Source organism: Croceivirga radicis (assembly GCF_002072105.2).
GTDB classification, from domain to species: Bacteria; Bacteroidota; Bacteroidia; order Flavobacteriales; family Flavobacteriaceae; genus Croceivirga; species Croceivirga radicis.
Window position 1 is genome coordinate 282,916 of record NZ_MTBC01000004.1, and the last position, 15,900, is coordinate 298,815.

Genomic DNA, 15,900 nt, shown 5'->3' on the forward strand with positions numbered 1-15,900 from the left:
AAAAATTTTATATTGCGCAATCGATTGCATTAAAGTTTTATTAAAAAACCTGAATAATACAGTATTTACTGCTAAGTATTTTACTCAATTTTTATCATATTAATAATTAATTAAGAACGGGATTGCCCTATCTATTATCAAAACAGAATTATTTATAAGATTTAATTAAAAACTTCTTTAAAGTGGATGCTAAAGAAAGTTTGATTCCATGGGGATAATATTGTTTTTGTATCTAGTACTTCAAAAGAGATTTCTCAGTCGTAGCTGCGCTACTCCTATCGAAATGACACGGAGCTAGTGCTTGATGGGACTTAATACGTTTTACTTAAGAATGAGATGCTGAAACAAGTTCAGCATGACGAAGAGCAGAAACCTTTTTACTTAGTACTTAATACTTTGTACTTCTAAAGAGATTTCTCAGTCGTAGCTGCACTACTCCTATCGAAATGACACGGAGCTAGTGTTTGATGGGACTTTTAACTCTTACCTACTAACTTCTCACTTAAAATCAGACCCCTCAGTCCTGCGGACAGCTCCCCTAACTTAAGGGAGCAGCTAGATCTTTCTTTTAGACTAGATTTCGTTTAAAATAAACAAGATGCTGAAACAAGTTCAGCATGACATAGAATAGAAACCTTTTTACTTAATACTTAATACTTTGTACTTCTAAAGAGATTTCTCAGTCGTAGTTACATTACTACTATCGAAATGACACGGAGCTAGTGTTTGATGGGACTTTTAACTCTTACCTACTAACTTCTCACTTAAAATCAGACCCCTCAGTCCTGCGGACAGCTCCCCTAACTTAGGGGAGCAGCTAGCTGCTTCTTTTAGACTAGATTTCGTTTAAAATAAACAAGATGCTGAAACAGGTTTAGCATGACGAAGAGCAGAAACCTTTTTACTTATTACTTCATACTTTGTAGTTATAACGAGATTTCTCAGTCGTAGTTACACTACTCCCGTCGAAATGACACTGAGCAAGTATTTGATAGGACTTTATACTTAATACGCTGTACTTTTTACTTAAGGTTGAGATGCTGAAACAAGTTCAGCATGACGAAGAATAGAAACCTTTTTACTTAGTACTTCATACTATGTACTTCTAAAGAGATTTCTCAGTCCTAGTTGTACTACGGCCACTGCAGTCTAACATTGCTTTGAACCTGGGACTATTTAGCTAGTTGATGTCTCTAAAAAATATAAAAGACGGAAATTTTGAAGTTCTAATGTAATTTAGATTCACGTTCAGTTAACCATAAGAAGATATTTTATACTTCTTCAATGTAAAAACCTGTGGTTGGTACAGGACTACCAACACGTAAATACTTTTAATCTTATTGTAAAACCAAGGTTGTTAAAGGCATTACCATTTGATCTCCCCTGTATTTACTTTTGCTCCCAATTCTAAAGCCTCTTCAAAACCTAAATCTGGATATTTTGATTTTATTGCTGCTATTAGGCCTTTTGAAGATCTATTGGCCTTTAACGCTTCTTCGTAAAATTGCACGTAGTTTTTTGTATGATTTACTGAGGCCATAGATACATCTGCACCTGATTTAGCATGAGCGGGAATGACTATTTCTGGCTTTAAATCAATAATATTATTTAAAATAGTAATCCAATCATTGCGCGATTCCGTTGTTTGCGTATCTGCCATCCATACATGAAATGTTGTACCAAAAACAATAATTCCACCTAATACTGCTTTAATTGATGGAATCCATAAAAAAGTTCTCTTAGGAAAACTGTTAAGACCAATTATCTCTATTTTCTCTCCATCTACCTCAATAACACTTTCTTTTAAAACTTGAGGTAAAACAACATTGGTTGTAATTTTTTGACTTAATTCATCTCCATAACCATCAAGTTTTGTTTGAGCTGTGGCCGCAATATGCTCTACAGTTGCAGGTGATGCGTAGGCAACAACCTCTGGGAAATATTTCTTGAACACCTCTAACCCAAAATAAAAATCCGGGTCGCCATGCGAAATATAAATAATTGTCAAGGTTTTATTTGAATGTTTAATAGCTTCGGCAACTTTTTCTGCCTCTAACAATGTAAATTGTGCATCTACGAGAACGGCTTCTTGCTTTCCAGAAATAATTACGGATGCTACACCGTAACTCTTTTCTGAAGCATGGAAAAGTTCTAGATTTAATTTATCGGTAGTTATTGTCTTAAAACCTTGCTTCTCTAGACTCATCCTATCTATAGTTTACTAATTAAAAACACGCTTAAATAGCCTTTTGGCTCATTTTTAAAGGTAGGACTATCCTTCATCTATCCCAATGCCTAAATTTTTTTACAATAGATTTAACAAAGGAAGAAATGCTAAGAATATGTTCATATTCTTAAATGTATAACAGCTATGAATTAAACATGTACAAGGCATCCAATGCATGGATGTACCATTTTAAGAAATCTTATATCATAATTAATTAGTGCTACACTCGCAGCATTTACGCATTAGGCAAAACTGTAAACTTTCAAATCATATAATATTTGAACTAATCTACTTTTTTAGCGTTTTCCCATTTTTCAACTATAGGTTTAAGAATATCCTCTTCTACACCCCAGACCTTGCCTTCTTTTGCTAACGGCATAAACTCATCTATGTATTGTTGGCTTATGGAATCGGAATCACCATATAGCGTTCGTAATTCTGCTAATTTTTCGTGTAATTCTTCCTTTATCTGCTGGTAGGCTGGATCTTCGTAATAATTGTGCTGCTCCAACGAATCTTTTTTTCTATCTATAAGTTCCCAATAGTCTTTATCAAAATAGTAGTGAATCAGTTTATAATCCTTGGTTACAGCTGCGTAATGACGATTTACGTTATGTTCAGATGGATGCTCGTAGTAATGGTAATACACGGCGTCCCTATCCCATTTATCCAAATTACCGGTTAAAATAGGTAGTAAGCTTTCACCTTGCATATCTGTTGGTTCTTCAACTTCGGCAACTTCCAAAAAGGTCTGTGCAAAATCTAAATTCTGAACCAACTCATCCGAAACAGAACCGGGTTTAACCCTATTTGGCCATGAAACCATCAATGGGGTCTTAAAACTTTCATCGTACACGAAACGTTTGTCAAACCAACCGTGCTCCCCTAAATAGAATCCCTGATCGGAAGTATATACTATAATGGTGTTGTCCATAAGATTGTTTTCTTCCAAATAATCCAAAACACGCCCAACATTTTCATCAACAGATTTTATAGTTCCTAGATAATCCTGCATATAACGTTGGTATCGCCACTTGGCTACATCCTTATCGCTCATATTGGGGTATGCCTTTACAAAATCAGCTGCAATTTTTTTGTAGTATAAATCAAAATTTGCGCGCTGGGTGGAATCCATTCTGCCTACGCTAGATTCAAACCTACGTTTGTCAAAACCTATTTGTTCCTTTAATCCCAATTGGTCCATCACCTCTGGATATAATTTGCTATCGGCTGCCCACCCCATATCGCCATGAACCTTCATTTCTGCAACTTTGGCCGCTGGCATGCCTTCATGCGTATCAAACAATGTTGCAGGCTCCCTAAAGGTTTTATTGGTAAATTCTTTCATATGGCGCTCTGCCATTACCCAAGAACGATGAGGAGCTTTGTGCAAGTACATAAGCATAAAAGGATCCTCTGGTTTTCTTTCGTTTTCTAACCAATCTATTGTCATATCCGTTACAATATCCGTTACATAACCCTTCACGTTTATTTCTCCTTGATCTTTTGTGATAAAATCAGGATTATAATAGGAGCCTTGTCCTGGCAGGATTTTAAATTGGTCAAATCCCTTTGGATTGTTACCAAAATGAAGTTTACCAAACATTGCTGTTTGATATCCTGCCTTTTGCAATAATTGGGGAAAAGTGACATTTGTAGTATCAAAAGGGGAAACATTGTCTATTTTTCCATTGATATGCGAATGTTTTCCCGTTAATATAGTGGCCCTTGAGGGCGCACAGATTGAATTGGTTACACTTGCGTTGGTAAAAAGCATACCCAACTTAGCAATTCGGTCAATGTTTGGTGTCTCGATTAGACTGTTATCATAGGCAGAAATTGCTTGATACGCATGGTCATCGGACATAATAAAGACTATGTTAGGTCTTTCTGTTACTTCTTCATTTTTAGGTTTTTCTTCTTTCTCCTTGCAGCTATAAGTAATTGACAACAGACAAATACAGAGTAGATTTAAAAGATTAAGTTTCATTGCTACAGGTTGCTTATGTTTGGTTGGAATCATGAGAAAATATTAATCTGTTTTTATTGTTTTTCTAATTTACTTATTAATATCGCAACAATAGCTATCTAATTTTTAGATAAACTAAATTTTATTGTCTTTTAAATGTTAGCTGTATATTTTGTGCTAGGTTTTCAGATTCAATAATTTGATTTAGGAAAAGCCGCTATCAAGCCAGTTCTAAGTAATGAAGTGACTTATAAGTTATAACTTCTAATTCTAAAACAGACCCCTCAGTCCTGCGGACAGTTCCCATACTTAAAGGAGCACTGACATTCGTATTCACAACAGAAATACTTCTATCTTATAACTTTTAACTTCAAAACAAGAGATGCTGAAACAAGTTCAGCATGACGAAGAATAGAAACCATTTTACTTAGTACTTAATACTTTGTACTTTCAAAAAGATTTCTCAGTCGTACCTGCAGTACTCCTATCGAAATGACACGGAGCTAGTGCTTGATGGGACTTAATACTTTTTACTTAAGAATGAGATGCTGAAACAAGTTCAGCTTGACGAAGAATAGAAACCTTTTTACTTAGTACTTGATACTCGATACTTTTGATAAGATTTCTCAGTTGTAGTTGCACTACTCCTATCGAAATGACGTTGAACGAGTATTTGATGGGACTTTATACTTTTTGCTTAAGAATGAGATGCTGAAACAAGTTCAGCATGACGCAACACAAGGAACTTTGTACTTAATACTTTTTACTTCTAACTATTAACTTTTAACTTCTAACTTATAACTAAGAATAGCTCTCGACTGCGCTCGACCTGACGAAAAGAGCTATATCTATTAAATCCATCTTACTAAATTCAAGAAACTTTTTTCAAATAGGGCTCATACCTTATCCAATTACTTATCATTCCATCAACATTTTAGAGTTTAACCAAAATTCATAAATTTAATTGGAGCAAAATTTGTCTTTAACAAAGCTTACATTTGCTTAAAAATTCCAAAATGTTTAGTTTTTTTACCAAAAAGCAATATCTGGTTGATTTGTTAAATGGATTTGTAGACATACACAATCATATATTACCAGGAATTGACGATGGTGCTAAAAACGTAGAAGAATCAATCGCTTTGCTTAAAAGTCTTGATGAGTTTGGTGTAAAATCATTAATTTGTACACCACATATAATGCATAATTACCATGACAACGATAAAATTAGCATTAATAAAGCTTATGAACTGTTAAAGGTAGCGATGAATAAAAATGGGTTGTCTAATCTTCAGTTAACAGTTGCTGCAGAACATATGATAGATGATAATTTTGAGAACCTTCTATTGAAAAATGAAATTATAGGATTAGGGAATAACCATTTATTGATTGAAATGTCTTATCTACAACCCAGTATTAACTTTGATGGGGCTGTGGAAAAAATAAAATCTAAGCAACTCTTTCCTTTACTAGCGCATCCAGAACGCTATTTATATTTTCATAAAACGCCAAAGGTGTATCACCGTTTTAAAGAAAATGGAATTAAATTACAACTTAACATGTTGTCTTTAAGTGGTTATTATGGCAAAGAAATTCAGAAAATAGCTTATTATCTTTTGAATAACAACTTAATAGACTTTATAGGCACCGATATACATCATATGCGACATGTAGATGGTTTAAAAAAAATAACATTAAGCCATAAAAAAAGCAATCAAATTGATTGCTTAATTCATAACACCATAAATACGTTTTATTAGGATTTGGAATAAAACTTCCACCATGGTTTAACTTCCTGTCCATAGCCATATCCATACTTTCCTCCGTAACCTAAGTTCGTTTCTTTAACACCATTAACAATAAATGACAAACTTCTTAATTTACCTTCTTTATATAGGTTCAAAGGATATTCTAATATACGTTTTTCGGTAACTCCGGATTTTGTGATATACAGAACTTGGTCAGCATACTTTTCAATTAAGAGAGTATCTGTAACAGCTAATAATGGTGCAGAATCAATGATTATGTAATCATATTGACTAGAAACAATATCCATTAACTCCGTAATTCGCTCACTAAGCAATAACTCAGAAGGATTAGGTGGTATATCACCTGAATAGATTACATCAATTTTTGATTCTCCTATATGTAAAGTATTTATTAAGTCTACTGGCTCTAATTTCTCACCAGAAAGAAACTCTGTTAACCCAAAGCCTACATTATCTTTTCTGCTTTTTTGTTCATTCCCAAAAAAGCTAAAAATTTTTGGGTTCCTAATATCGGCCCCAATTAATAAAACTTTTTTGTCTGTAGATGAAAAAATTAGGGCAAGATTAGATGAAACAAACGTTTTTCCTTCACCAGAAACACTAGAAGTTACCAAAATACGGTGTCCTCTTTGCTCTTTATTTCGCATTCTTAGCACATAATCAAGATTTGTCCTTAAAATACGTAAGGATTCCGCCAAAATAGAGCGGTCTCTTCGTTTTACAATTAACTCTTCTTTATTTTTTACGTTGGGTATTTCTGCTAAGACCGAATGCCCTTCCCCAATAACTTTTTGCAGGGTTACCATATTACCCACCTTATTGTCCATTAGGTCTTTAACGTAAATGATTGAAAACGGTATAAATAACCCTAACATTAAAGCCGCTAAATATATGATTTTCCTTTTAGGTTCTACTGGAATAGGGTTGGCCAGGTGGGCATTATCTACAACTTTTGATTTAGGTGCGGCAGAGGCAAAAGCAATCTGTGCTTCTTCCCTTTTTTGCAAAAGGTATAAATACAATGACTCGGTTGTTTGTTGCTTTCTAGAAATATCTCTCAACGCCCTTTCATTGCTAGGAGCAGCATATATTCTAGAGTTAATCTTGGATAAAGATTTACTTAAACTATTTACCCTTAAGTTTAAATTATTAGTTACATTATTCAAACTAGACTGCATACTCTTTTTTAGTCCTTCCAATTGTTGATCTAACTTAACAATTACCGGGTTTTTTTCGTTTGAGCTTTCCAATAATCTGTTTCGTTGCGAAACCAATTCATTATACTGTGCGGCAGCGCGGTCAATGTTAGAGTCCGTTAATCCCACATTAGTAGGGATAACTTCATATCCATTTTGATCACTGATTACATTTTGCATAGAGCTTGCAATACTCAATTGAATATTGGCACTCTGCAATTCTTGTTCACTAGCAGCACTTTGTTGAAAGTTTACGCTAGATTGTCCGCCTAAATCGGCAATGCCCTTACTCTCCTTATAATTTTCAGCAGACTCATCTACAGAAGACAGATTACTATAAATCTCAGCAATACGATCATTAATAAACTCACTAGTCCTATCCGCAACCGCTTTTTTATCTTCTACTTCATTCAAGTTATTTCTTGCAATTAGTGAGTTCAAAATAGCTATCCCACGCTCAGGTATCGCATCTTTAAAAGAAATATTTAAGATCCTAGAATATTCTCCTGCAGCACTAACGGTAACATTGTTTCTATAACTCTCTGCAACAAAGGGAACAGGATTTATCGATACTTTTATCAATTTATTATAAAAACCCTTTAAACGCTTTTCTTCTTCAGGAATTAAAATAATATCACCTAAATTATCGGTACTAATATTTGACCCAAAGGTTATTTTTTCACCTTCTTCATCCGCTTCAAGTGCATATCTAAATTCGGTTTTGCTTAAGACCTTAACAAAAAAAGTATGGGAATATTTATTTAATAAGGAATCTTCCGTGATAAAATTTATTGTAAATGGATAGTTATCATACAGTTCAGTATCGCGTACATTACCCAACAAGGAGTATTTAATATTCAATTTTAATTTACGTACAACTTCAATAAAATTTTCTCTTGATTTTAAGAGTTCAATTTCATCCGTTATTTCGGTATTTCCTTCTGCACCAAATACATTTAAGTCTTTTAAAACATTCAATTCACCAGCACCACCCTCTTCAACTATTTGAATTTTTGCATTTATTTGGTACTTAGGTACCGAGTATCGTAATTTTAAAAAAGCTAGAAATAGAGCAGCAAAAACAAAAAGCAAAAATAATTTCCAATGCCTAACATATCGGAATAAGAGCTCTCTAAAATCAATGTCTTGTTTTTCCATATAAAAGAAATACTTAAAGCTTAAGAATTATATAAACTGTTTACTCTAATTTCTAGTTAACAAAACTACTGTTGATGTTACCAAAACAGATAATATTGAAACAGCTATGGATGCTCGTTGATCCAAACTAGATTGCGTTTTACCTGATTTATTGGGTTCTACATATACCACATCATTTTGCGTTAAATAGTATACCGAAGAATTCAAGGCCTCTTTGGAGTTTAAGTTAATTCTATTGTACACTTTAGTACCGTCAAAATCACGTACCACCAAAACATTGTCACGCCTACCTTTTATATTAATATCACCAGCATACCCAAGTGCTTCTAAAATAGTAATTTGCTCTCCGTTTATTGGAAAAGTTCCTGGCCTATTGACAGCTCCCAAAACGGTTACACTAAAGTTTCTAATACGAATATTGATTATTGGGTCTTTTAGGTAATCTTTTAATTGTTCTCGTAAAAACAACCTTGCCTCACTAGGTGATAGACCAGCCATTTTGATTTTACCAATGACAGGAAAATCAATTTCTCCATCCTTATCAATCAAATAATTTACTTGTTCACCTCTAAAACCGCCTTCTTCTGCACCTTTAAATAAATTAAAAGGAGCACTGGCTTCTGGGTCTAAGGTAGAGATATGAATACTCAGTAAATCATCTACTTTAAACTTGGGTTCGAACATATCCTTGGAAACGAGGGTTTCAAATTGAGACGCATCATCAAAGTAAACCACCTCCTTACCAGATGTACAAGCCGTTAAAACAGATATCAAGGCAAGGAATATAAAAATAAATTTAAACTTTCTCATTTGGTTAGTTTTGTTTAATAGGTTTTAGCAAGTGTGTTTTTAATGGTTCTACAGATGTTTTTGCTACAGCATCAAATCTACAAAATTGCGAATTGTTAGAAACGTATTCTGGCACAATCTTCTTCATTAGTGGAATAATACTCTCTTTAAAGAACAAATTGGAAACACATAACTCATCAATTAAACCTCTAACAACTTTATAATCCAATTCCCGTACTTTACTTATCATTATTTTTTCGTGATACGTAGGTAAGGTATTTTCACCATTGGCCAATAACTCCTCGTATAATTTTTCACCTGGTCTTAATCCGGTAATTTTGATATCAATATCATCTGGATAACTTAACCCAGATAAGCGAATCATATTTTTAGCCAAATCAAATATTTTCACGGATTCACCCATGTCAAAAATAAAAATTTCACCGCCCTTACCCATAGCTCCTGCTTCTAAAACTAATTGAGCTGCCTCTGGAATGGTCATAAAATAACGGGTAATATCTTTATGCGTTACTGTTAAAGGGCCTCCTTTTTCTATTTGTTTTTTAAATAGAGGTATTACTGAACCATTAGAACCTAAAACATTACCAAACCTTGTGGTAATAAACTTTGTCTTATTCTCTTGCTGCCTACAACTTATGTACATTTCTGCAATACGCTTTGTTGCGCCCATAACATTGGTTGGGTTAACAGCCTTATCTGTAGAGACAAAAACAAATTTTTCTACCTTAAACCGTAAGCAAAGATCCACCAAATTCTTGGTCCCCATTATGTTTATACGTATGGCTTCATAAGGGTTGGCCTCCATCAACGGTACATGCTTATACGCCGCGGCATGAAAAACGCGCGTTGGCATATGTTCTTGTAAAATATTTGCCATGTTGTTCTTATCCCGGATGTCCCCTACTATTGGAATAAAATTATGAAAACCAGATTGTTTTAGTTCTTGCTGTAAATCATACAACGGCGATTCTGCTTGGTCTATTAAAATAAGTTTGTGGTAATTGTATCTCACAATTTGTCTTACTAATTCACTACCAATAGAACCAGCAGCTCCCGTCACTACTATAGTTTGTCCATCAAAATCGTTAGCAACCTTACTATTTTTAATTTGTATGGGTTTACGATCTAACAAATCTTCAATCTGTACGGTTTTAATTTGCGATAGTTTCAACTCACCATTTATCCAATCCTCCACTGGCGGTACAATTTTCACCTTTACTGGTAAATCTACCAACTCATTTACCAATATACGTAGTTTACTGGGCTCTATGGCTTGTATACAAAAAACAATTTCGGACACTCCTTGCAAAGACACGAATTCTTCCGTTAAAACACTCTTATCAAAAACCCTTACACCATTTATTTGCTTCCCTATTTTTTGCAAGTCACTATCTATAAATCCAGCAATTCTCACCTTCATTTTAGAGTGGTTAGTAAGGGTATGGTAGGTTAGAATACCAGACTCACCTGCTCCATAAATGATTATATTTTTGGTTACACTGGAATTATTGCTAATAATGTACTCATAACAAGATTTAAAAAAATATCTAGATACGGTTAACCCAATAAATGCCAACAAACTATTTATGATAATAATAGAAAGTGGAATAGTAAATTCTGGCACCATAATATATACCCTGTTTAGCATTATAAAACAGATTAGGGCAATACTTGCCATACAAATGGCATTAAAAATACGGTATACATCTTTTACCCCTGTATGTCTAACAACGCCGTTGTGACTGCCTGTTACTACAAATGAGATAATAAAAGCGAACACGACAATGGGTAATTGTTTCCAAAACATACCCGTATCAAAATTCAAGCTTAAATTAAAGCGTATTAAGTAGGCTAAAACGAAACAAAATAAAATTATACCGGCATCAAAAGCTAAAACCGTCCATTTAGATACAATTTTGAACTCTTTATTGCGTAACAATCTTTGTATCATGATAAAGTTTGTTTAATAATTTGGCAGATTTGGTTTAAGGTTTCTGTTGTTAAATTGGAACCGCTAGGTAAACACAAACCTCTCTTAAAAAGTATTTCGCTTGTACCATTTACATAAGATTTTTCTTGTTTAAAAGCAGGTTGTAAATGCATGGGTTTCCATAATGGCCTAGATTCTATGTTTTGAGATTCCAAGGCTAACCGCAAGGTTTCTCGTTGTTCAAAGTTTTCTAAAAGTATACAACTCAACCACCTATTGCTAAAGTAGCCTTCTGCGGCTTTCAAGAATGTAACACCGGATAATTCCTTAAGCGCTTCCTCATAAAAAGCATAATTTGCCCTTCTTTTTTGCACACGCTGCGCTAAAACTTTAAGTTGTCCTCGCCCAATTCCAGCAAGCACGTTACTTAATCGGTAATTGTAACCTATTGTGCTATGTTGATAGTGTGGTGCTTGGTCACGTGCCTGTGTCGCTAAAAATACCGCTTTCTCCTTTTCTTCTTTTGTTTTACAAATAAGAGCACCACCACCAGAGGTAGTAATTATCTTGTTACCATTAAAACTGTAGATACCATAATCTCCTAATCCGCCACAGTTTTTCCCTTTATAAGTACTGCCCATGGCTTCTGCACTATCTTCAATTATAGGAATATCATATGTAAGAGAAATTGCTTCTAAGGCGTCATGATCGTAAGGCATACCATACAAGTGTACCGCAACAATAGCCTTGGGTTTTTTACCCTTGGCTAGTTGATCTTCTATTGCCTGTGTCAAAAGTTCCGGACAAATATTCCAGGTACGTTCTTCACTATCCACAAAAACAGGAGTTGCCCCCAAATAAACTATAGGATTGGCACTAGCGGCAAAAGTAAAACTTTGACAAAGCACAACATCTTTTGGACCAACACCTGCCATTATTAAAGCCAAATGCAATGCGGCGGTACCAGAACTCAGACAAGCTACCTGTTTGTCTTGAGCCACATGCCCCTCCAGTGCTTGTTCAAAAGCATTAACATGCGGCCCTAGGGGTGCGATCCAATTGGTTGCAAAAGCCTCTTTTACAAACTCTAACTCTTCGCCACCCATGTGGGGAGAAGATAACCATATTCGTTTTTGGGTTAGGGTGCTGCTCATTTAATTGATTTGTAAACGAATATACAGCCAAATCCTATTTATGAAAGAACTCGTAAACTTCAATTCGTTATATGATAAAATTAACTCGTTTAAATGTTGGTTTCTTTTACAAATGTAAGGTTGGTCTATTATTTCTTACCGTTTACCTACAATTTAATTTTACAACTTAGTCCTTGTATTCCTTTGCAGTTATAATTTTAAATTCAATTAATATTACCTTCGCTTTTAAAACATTGTAGTAATGAAAATTCTAGTAACTGGGGCCGCTGGTTTTATAGGCTACCATACCAGCCAAAGATTAATACTTGCAGGACACCAGGTAGTTGGTTTAGATAATATAAACAACTATTACGCACCATCCCTAAAATTGGATCGCCTTGCACAGTTGGGCATCAATACTAAAAATCTGGCTTATGGTAAATTAGAGACAAGTAATACACACCAAGACAATTTTACCTTTATTAAATTGAATCTTGAGGATCGTGAGGCGGTTCCGGCTCTTTTTGAAGAATTCAAATTTGACGTGGTTTGCCACCTGGCCGCTCAAGCTGGGGTACGTTACAGTTTAGAAAATCCCGAATCCTATATAGATAGTAACTTAGTTGGCTTTTTAACAATTTTAGAAGGTTGTAGAAAGCACAATATTAAACATCTTGTTTATGCCAGTAGCTCTAGTGTGTATGGTATGAACACTAAAATTCCATTTTCAACAGAAGATCGCACTGACCACCCTGTTAGCTTGTATGCGGCAACTAAAAAAAGTAATGAGTTAATGGCGCATACCTACACCCATCTGTATAAATTTTCTACCACGGGTTTGCGTTTTTTTACAGTTTACGGGCCATGGGGAAGACCAGATATGGCTATTTATCTGTTTACTGATGCCATAGCAAAAAACAAACCCATTAAAGTCTTTAACCATGGAAAAATGGAGCGAGATTTTACATACATAGATGATATTGTAGAAGGCGTAACCAGAATTGTGACCACGCCCAAAGAACAGGCTACCCACAAAGTGTATAACATTGGAAATAACAGTGCGCAGCAACTGGGTACCTTTATCCAAGAAATAGAGAAAAATATGGAAAAAGAAGCGCAAAAAGAATGGTTACCCATACAACCTGGCGATGTGGAACGCACTTGGGCAGATGGTAGTGCCCTTGAACAAGATTACAATTACAAACCAGACACCAGCATACAGGTTGGGGTTAAAAAATTTGTTGATTGGTTCAAAGCATATTATAAACTATAACCGCTTAACCCAAAAATTATATTTTTGTCTAGATTCTACGTATAACAGATTTAATTCTAGCATCTTTGAATCTTATTTTATAAATAATACACCTATTTAGATGGATATTTCTCATTTAAACTTAAAACCCACCTTGCGCATACTGGTAACGGGTAGCGCCGGTTTTATAGGCTCCAATCTATGCGAAGCCTTATTAAAAAACGGCAATACTGTAATTGGCTTGGATAATTTTGCTACCGGAAAAAAAGAAAATCTTATTCCCTTACAAGCATACGACACTTTTAACTTTATAGAAGGAGATATACGTAATCTAGAAGATTGCCAAACCGCTTGTTCGCACGTAGATTATGTATTACATCAGGCGGCATTAGGGTCTGTACCAAGATCAATCAACGATCCTATAACCAGCAATGATGTAAATGTGTCTGGCTTTGTTAATATGTTGGTTGCGGCAAGAGATGCCAAGGTTAAACGGTTTATGTACGCGGCCAGCTCTTCTACTTATGGTGATTCTAAAAACCTGCCTAAAGTAGAAGCGGTAATAGGAAAACCATTATCACCCTATGCCATTACCAAATATGTAAACGAGCTTTATGCCGATATTTTTTCTAAAACGTATGGATTGGAAACCATAGGATTACGTTATTTTAATGTTTTTGGCAGAAAACAAGATCCTAATGGCGCCTATGCGGCGGTAATTCCAAAATTTGTTATGCAATTAATGGCCTACCAGTCGCCCACGGTTAATGGAGATGGTAGTTTTTCTAGGGATTTCACCTACATAGATAATGTAATTGAAATGAATATTAGGGCTATTTTAGCCACAAAGCCAGAAGCGATCAACACCGTTTACAATGTAGCCTATGGCGAACGCACCACGCTAAATCAATTATTAGAACTACTAAAAGACTATTTAAGCCAGTACGACCCTAAAATTGCTTCGGTAAAAACCATCTATGGCCCCAATAGGCAAGGTGATGTACCCCATAGTTTGGCTGCGATAGATAAGGCTAAGAACTTACTGGGCTATAACCCCCAATACAATATAAACAAAGGACTTAAAGAAGCAGTACACTGGTACTGGAACAACCTAAAATAAAATACAAATGAAATTAACCATAATTGGTACGGGCTATGTTGGCTTAGTAACGGGAACCTGTTTTGCAGAAATGGGCAATACGGTTACCTGCGTAGATATAGATAAGCAAAAAATAGAAAACCTAAAAAATGGTATTATTCCAATATATGAACCGGGCCTAGAGGCTATGGTACAACGGAATGTAGCTAATAAAACCCTATTGTTTAGTACCCAACTAAAAGATTGTTTGGATAAGTGCGACATGGCATTTATAGCCGTAGGCACCCCAATGGGAGAAGATGGCTCCGCAGATTTACAATATGTTTTAAAAGTAGCAGAAACCATAGGCCAGCACATGAGCCATCCTTTAATTGTTGTAGATAAATCCACCGTTCCTGTGGGTACGGCAGACAAAGTAAAGACGGTAATTGCAAATGAGTTGGCCAAACGTGGCGCAGAAATTCCTTTTCACGTAGTATCCAACCCTGAGTTCCTAAAAGAGGGTGATGCCATTAACGACTTTTTAAAGCCAGACCGCGTGGTAGTCGGAACGGACAATAAAGAAACCGCGGAAAAAATGCGTCAACTGTATGCTCCATTTTTTAGAAGTACCATGGACCGCATGTTGGTAATGGATGTACGCTCTGCGGAAATGACCAAATATGTGGCCAACGCCATGCTGGCTACTAAAATATCGTTTATGAACGAAGTTGCCAATATTTGCGAAAAAGTGGGTGCAGACGTCAATAAAGTTCGCGTTGGTATAGGATCGGATAGTCGCATAGGCTATAGCTTTATTTATCCTGGAAGCGGATATGGTGGCTCTTGCTTTCCTAAAGACGTTAAAGCTTTAAAGAAAACAGCAGAACAAAATGGGTATACAGCGCAATTGCTACACGCCGTAGAAGATGTAAACGATAGGCAAAAATTAGTTGTCGCGGAAAAAGTAATTGCAAAATATGGAAAAGACCTTAAAGGAAAAACGTTTGCTGTATGGGGCTTGGCTTTTAAACCCGGTACGGACGATATGCGCGAGGCACCGGCCATCTACATTATTAAAAAACTAACCGATTTGGGAGCCAACATACAAGCCTACGATCCTAAAGCCGTACATGAGGCACAAGAGTTTTATTTAAAAGAAGTTACCGCCATTCATTACGCATCTTCTAAATATGATGCATTAAATAACGCGGATGCCCTTTTGTTGTTGACCGAATGGAAAGAATTTAGATCTCCAGACTTTTTAGAACTTAAAGAAAGATTAAGACAACCCGTAATTTTTGACGGTCGTAACCAATATAACGATCAACGCCTAGAAAGCTTAGGTTTTGAATACCACCAAATAGGAAAAAAAATATAA

General features: G+C 35.4%; 10 protein-coding genes. 4 read left to right on the forward strand and 6 right to left on the reverse strand.

Annotated elements, in window-relative coordinates; all coding sequences use genetic code 11:
* Positions 1–1,366: 1,366 nt before the first annotated feature.
* Complete coding sequence (locus BUL40_RS08230) at positions 1,367–2,206, reverse strand: MBL fold metallo-hydrolase (protein WP_080318846.1); 840 nt, start codon at positions 2,204–2,206, stop codon at positions 1,367–1,369.
* A 304-nt stretch (positions 2,207–2,510) separates the two neighbouring features.
* Complete coding sequence (locus BUL40_RS08235) at positions 2,511–4,217, reverse strand: sulfatase family protein (RefSeq protein ID WP_176465463.1); 1,707 nt, start codon at positions 4,215–4,217, stop codon at positions 2,511–2,513.
* A 995-nt stretch (positions 4,218–5,212) separates the two neighbouring features.
* Here BUL40_RS08235 and BUL40_RS08240 point away from each other — a divergent pair.
* A complete protein-coding gene (locus BUL40_RS08240) occupies positions 5,213–5,953 on the forward strand; it encodes a tyrosine-protein phosphatase (protein WP_080318848.1) in 741 nt (246 codons plus the stop codon).
* Here the strand turns inward: BUL40_RS08240 and BUL40_RS08245 are convergent.
* Genes BUL40_RS08245 through BUL40_RS08260 form a run of 4 tightly spaced genes read right to left on the reverse strand, consistent with a single transcriptional unit; the run spans position 5,950 to position 12,210 of the window.
* Positions 5,950–8,316: a GumC family protein gene (locus tag BUL40_RS08245; RefSeq protein ID WP_080318849.1), complete on the reverse strand. Its 2,367-nt coding sequence runs from the start codon at positions 8,314–8,316 to the stop codon at positions 5,950–5,952. The two genes, BUL40_RS08240 and BUL40_RS08245, sit on opposite strands and share 4 nt — an antisense overlap.
* 45 nt (positions 8,317–8,361) lie before the next feature.
* Complete coding sequence (locus tag BUL40_RS08250; RefSeq protein ID WP_080318850.1) at positions 8,362–9,126, reverse strand: polysaccharide biosynthesis/export family protein; 765 nt, start codon at positions 9,124–9,126, stop codon at positions 8,362–8,364.
* A gap of 4 nt (positions 9,127–9,130) precedes the next feature.
* A complete protein-coding gene (locus BUL40_RS08255) occupies positions 9,131–11,077 on the reverse strand; it encodes a polysaccharide biosynthesis protein (RefSeq protein ID WP_080318851.1) in 1,947 nt (648 codons plus the stop codon).
* Positions 11,074–12,210 carry a DegT/DnrJ/EryC1/StrS family aminotransferase gene (locus BUL40_RS08260; RefSeq protein WP_141239650.1) on the reverse strand — a complete coding sequence of 379 codons (1,137 nt, stop codon included), beginning with the start codon at positions 12,208–12,210 and terminating at the stop codon, positions 11,074–11,076. Before BUL40_RS08260 ends, BUL40_RS08255 begins: the two co-directional genes overlap by 4 nt.
* Before the next feature lie 241 nt (positions 12,211–12,451).
* Here BUL40_RS08260 and BUL40_RS08265 point away from each other — a divergent pair, with 241 nt between their 5' ends.
* The 3 genes from BUL40_RS08265 (at position 12,452) to BUL40_RS08275 (ending at position 15,900) form a co-directional block, all read left to right on the forward strand.
* Entirely contained in the window at positions 12,452–13,462 is a 1,011-nt protein-coding gene (locus BUL40_RS08265; protein WP_080318852.1) for an NAD-dependent epimerase, read from the forward strand.
* 100 nt (positions 13,463–13,562) lie between these two features.
* Positions 13,563–14,561, forward strand: a complete 999-nt coding sequence (locus tag BUL40_RS08270) for an SDR family oxidoreductase (protein ID WP_080318853.1) — start codon at positions 13,563–13,565, stop codon at positions 14,559–14,561.
* Positions 14,562–14,568: 7 nt separating this feature from the next.
* A complete protein-coding gene (locus BUL40_RS08275) occupies positions 14,569–15,900 on the forward strand; it encodes a UDP-glucose dehydrogenase family protein (protein ID WP_080318854.1) in 1,332 nt (443 codons plus the stop codon).

What these genes read in the sequence shown, in the direction of transcription:
- BUL40_RS08230 (WP_080318846.1), bottom strand. Translation starts at nt 2,206, where the DNA reads ATGAGTCTAGAGAAGCAAGGTTTTAAGACAATAACTACCGATAAATTA.
- BUL40_RS08235 (WP_176465463.1), bottom strand. Translation starts at nt 4,217, where the DNA reads ATGAAACTTAATCTTTTAAATCTACTCTGTATTTGTCTGTTGTCAATT.
- BUL40_RS08240 (WP_080318848.1), top strand. Translation starts at nt 5,213, where the DNA reads ATGTTTAGTTTTTTTACCAAAAAGCAATATCTGGTTGATTTGTTAAAT.
- BUL40_RS08245 (WP_080318849.1), bottom strand. Translation starts at nt 8,316, where the DNA reads ATGGAAAAACAAGACATTGATTTTAGAGAGCTCTTATTCCGATATGTT.
- BUL40_RS08250 (WP_080318850.1), bottom strand. Translation starts at nt 9,126, where the DNA reads ATGAGAAAGTTTAAATTTATTTTTATATTCCTTGCCTTGATATCTGTT.
- BUL40_RS08255 (WP_080318851.1), bottom strand. Translation starts at nt 11,077, where the DNA reads ATGATACAAAGATTGTTACGCAATAAAGAGTTCAAAATTGTATCTAAA.
- BUL40_RS08260 (WP_141239650.1), bottom strand. Translation starts at nt 12,210, where the DNA reads ATGAGCAGCACCCTAACCCAAAAACGAATATGGTTATCTTCTCCCCAC.
- BUL40_RS08265 (WP_080318852.1), top strand. Translation starts at nt 12,452, where the DNA reads ATGAAAATTCTAGTAACTGGGGCCGCTGGTTTTATAGGCTACCATACC.
- BUL40_RS08270 (WP_080318853.1), top strand. Translation starts at nt 13,563, where the DNA reads ATGGATATTTCTCATTTAAACTTAAAACCCACCTTGCGCATACTGGTA.
- BUL40_RS08275 (WP_080318854.1), top strand. Translation starts at nt 14,569, where the DNA reads ATGAAATTAACCATAATTGGTACGGGCTATGTTGGCTTAGTAACGGGA.